This window comes from Streptomyces sp. KR55 (assembly GCF_052245645.1).
In the GTDB taxonomy this organism is placed as follows: Bacteria; Actinomycetota; Actinomycetes; order Streptomycetales; family Streptomycetaceae; genus Streptomyces; species Streptomyces flavusporus.
Genome location: NZ_JBQQCE010000697.1, coordinates 1 through 3,556, shown reverse-complemented (window position 1 = coordinate 3,556; position 3,556 = coordinate 1). Strand labels below are relative to the sequence as shown.

The window sequence follows — 3,556 nt, the reverse complement described above, 5'->3', positions numbered from 1 at the left end:
CGAATCAGAGCGGTTTCCTCTGACTGCCTCCGATCGCCTCCGCAACCCGTCCTAGCAGGTCACAGCCTCATCGCCCCCACACAAGCGCAGGTCAGAAAGGTGCGCTAGCTGTACCACTGGTTCCTGGTGAAGGCGGTCATGTGCGGCATGGTGTTCCCGTCCCTGTCGGCGGGGCGTCGTCGCCCCGCGTGCCGTTGTTGGGATCAAAGTCCTGACGGTTGCGCCAGTGGCGCAAGGCGGCTTCTGTCGTCACTGGAAGCCGACCCCTCCCTGCTGACCGGCAACGGCCACCTCGCCCCCGCCCCCGCGATCGTCCGGTTGATCGATGTGCTCCACGACGCCGACGTCGCCGGGATCGTCCGCCCCGCCTGTCCCCTTTGTCAGAGAGTCGTACGTCTCCACAGACCGCTCGACGGCCAGCGGATCTGCCGCAATTGCATCGCCAAGTCCCGCGTCCAAGAGTGCGGACGCTGCGGCGCCCGCCGCGAGCCCGCCACCCGCGACGCCCAGGGACGGCCGCTGTGTCCCAACTGCCTGATCAGAGCCCCGGCCAACCTGGAGATCTGCACGGCCTGCGGTGAACGACGCGTGGTGAGCGTCCGTACGTCCGACGGGCCGATCTGCCCCAACTGCCGCCCCCTGCTGACGCTGGTCTGCTCGATCTGCGGCCGTACCGCCCCCTGCACCCTCTCCCGCCTGACCGGCCAGCCCCGGTGCGGGGCCTGTGACCAGCGCGAAGCCCGCTGCACCCTCTGCGGCTCCCACCGGCGCGTCCACTCCGGCACCCCCGAGGAGCCCGTCTGCGGACCCTGCACGACACCGGACTCCGAGCTCTGGCGCCCCTGTCCCGTCTGCGGCCAGACCGAACGCTACGGGCCGCCGCTGCGTCCTCAAGCATCGGCTCGACGAACTCCTCGCCGGTCCCTCCGGCGCCGTCGCCCCCAGACTCCGGCCCTTGCACGACGCCCTGACCTGCACCGAGCGGGCAGCGACGGCGATCCACTGGCTGTCCGGCGGCATCGTCTCCACGGTCCTGTCCGACCTGGGCTCCGGCCGTCGACCGTTGACCACGAGGCCCTCGACGAGCTTCCGGAAGGCAAGGTCGTCGAACACATCCGCAGCGTCCTCGTGGCCACCGGCGCCCTGCCCACGCGGGACGAGCAGATGATCCGTCTCGAACGCGTGGTGAAGGAGCTCATCGCCGCCCACGCGACCGCCGACGGGCGTCAGGTCCTGCACCGATGCGCGACCTGGCACCTCCTTCGGCGTCTTCGCCGTCGCACCCGCGGCGAAGAGGTCACCCACGAACAACTCGTCGTTGCCCGCCAGCACCTCCGAGCGGCTGTCATCCTCCTGGACTGGCTCTCTGAGCACGGCTTGACCATCGGCACCTGCCGTCAGGCCGACCTCGAACAGTGGCTGACCAGCCGGGAAGCCCGACTGCGCCGGGAAGCCGGCCACTTCGTCCGCTGGGCCCTGGCGCGGAAGATCGCCAGCGACCTCAGCTTTCCCGCCGTGAAATGGACCGGCCCCTCCCAGCCCATGACGACGAGGCCTGCAGGGCCACCGCCCGCCGCCTGCTGCACGACGACACCATCCGCACCGAAGACCGCCTGGCCGGCCTGCTGTTGCTCCTCTATGCCCAGTGGCCCTCGGCGATCTCCCGGCTGACCGTCGATCACATCGAGGAGGCTGGCGGGGCGGTCCGCATCCGCCTCGGCGACGTTCCGGTCGACCTGCCCGAACCTGTCGCGGACCTGGCCCTTCAGCAGGTCGCCGCCCGCCGCAGCCATGCCGTCCTCGCCCGCACGGACTCGTTCTGGCTCTTCCCCGGCGGGCAGCCCGGCCGGCCGATCAGCGCCTGGGCCATGGGCGAACGGCTCCGCAAGCTCGGCATCCGGCCGGCGCAGACCCGCTCGACCGCCCTGTTCCAGCTCGCCACCGGACTTCCCGCCGCAGTCCTCGCCCGCACCCTGGGCATCCACATCACCGTCGCCGTCAAGTGGCAGCGGGCCGCAGCCCGGGACTGGGGCTCCTACGCCGCTGCCGTCGCCAGCCGGAAGCACCCGTGAGTCATGACCATGCGCTTGGCTACCCGAGACCGCCGTTGCTCTGCAGAAGCTGGCCGTTGATCCATCCGCCCTCTGCTGTGCAGAGGAACGTGACCAGATTCGCGCAGTCCTGCGGCACACCGAGGCGCCCCAGGGGCGTGAAGCGGATCATGTCCGCCTTCTGCTCCTCAGTCATCCACCCGGTGTCGGTCGGCCCGGGGTTGATCGCGTTGCAGGTCACTCCCAGGTGGGCGAGCTCACGAGCGGCCGCCAGCGTGATCCGGTCCATCGCCCCCTTGCTTGCCCCATAAGGCAGGTTGCCGGCGGTGTGGTCGCTGGTCAGGCTGACGACGCGCCCGCTGCCATGCTGCCCGCGGAACCGCAGCCCGTACTCCCGGATCAGCAGCCAGGTTGCCCGCGCATTGACCGCAAAATGCAGGTCAAAGCTCTCCACCGTGGTGTCCAACAGGCCCGAGTCGACCGACTCGCAATGGCAGAGCACCAGCGCGGTGACGTTCCCCAGTTCGCGCTCGACGCTGTCGAAGAGCTGAGCCGGCACAGCCGGGTCGCTCAGGTCCGCCTCGACCGCATGCGTTCTCCCCCCGAGGGACGCCACCTGCTTCTGCAACTCTTCGGGCGCCCCGGCCTCCATGCCCCACTGCATCCGCGCGTCATACTGAGTCCAGTACGTGAAGGCCACGTCCCAGCCGGCCCGGGCCAGATTCAGAACCACGGACGCTGCGATTCCCGCCGAACGCCCCGCCCCCGTGACCAGGGCAAGCGGGCGCCCAGACTCTCCCACGTCCTGCCGCCTCTCCAGGCGCGTCTCGCCACTCATGATCCTCATCCTGGCGGGCCGCCCCACACACAGCACCCGATTTTCCCCAGCACATCACGCGCCCACCCCTCAAGAGGCGCAGGCTGAGCCACCACGAGGGACCGAGGACGCAGATCAGGCAGGTATTCGGACAGTTCCAATACCCGACTCCACCATCAGCCGTCTTCGACGAGGACGTCATCGCCCAGTACACCGAATTCCTCGACCGCCGCCGCGCCAAGCGGCCGCCGACGGAGTACCGCCGGCCGACCGACGAGGAGTGGAGCGACTTCCAGGAGCACTTCGACAAACGCAAGGTCGAACTCGGCTCCTGCGGACGCCCCTACGGCACGCCCTGCCAGCACGAGCACGCCTGCATCCGCTGGCCGATGCTGTCGATCAATCCCAAGATGCTGCCCCGGCTCGACGAGTTGGAGGCCGATCTGCTGGCCCGCCGCCAACGCGCGATCGACGAAGGCTGGCGCGGTGAGGTCGAAGGCCTCGACCTCACCCTGGGGTTCCTGAGCAGCAAGCGCGCCCAGGCCCACCGAGCCGCCTCGATGGGCAGGGTCGACTTGGGCATGCCCACCTTGCGGGCAGCACCCCCGCCGCGGCGCACGACCTCCGTCGGCTCGCAGGGAGGCGGTGCGCTGCCTTCGGCCGTCAGCTCGCCATTGGCCTTTTGAGC

3 protein-coding genes are annotated in these 3,556 nt (G+C 69.8%); 2 read left to right on the top strand and 1 reads right to left on the bottom strand.

Translation table 11 applies throughout. From position 1 onward, the window contains the following. Positions 1 to 1,520: 1,520 nt before the first annotated feature. On the top strand, positions 1,521 to 2,072 hold the full coding sequence (locus ACTWQJ_RS48535) for a hypothetical protein (RefSeq protein ID WP_443312758.1): 552 nt from the start codon (positions 1,521 to 1,523) through the stop codon (positions 2,070 to 2,072). 19 nt (positions 2,073 to 2,091) lie between these two features. Here ACTWQJ_RS48535 and ACTWQJ_RS48530 read toward each other — a convergent pair whose 3' ends face one another. Then, entirely contained in the window at positions 2,092 to 2,889 is a 798-nt protein-coding gene (locus tag ACTWQJ_RS48530) for an SDR family oxidoreductase (protein ID WP_443312757.1), read from the bottom strand. Positions 2,890 to 3,257: 368 nt separating this feature from the next. Here ACTWQJ_RS48530 and ACTWQJ_RS48525 point away from each other — a divergent pair, with 368 nt between their 5' ends. Continuing rightward, on the top strand, positions 3,258 to 3,554 hold the full coding sequence (locus tag ACTWQJ_RS48525) for a hypothetical protein (protein ID WP_443312756.1): 297 nt from the start codon (positions 3,258 to 3,260) through the stop codon (positions 3,552 to 3,554). The last annotated feature ends 2 nt before the right edge of the window (positions 3,555 to 3,556 follow it).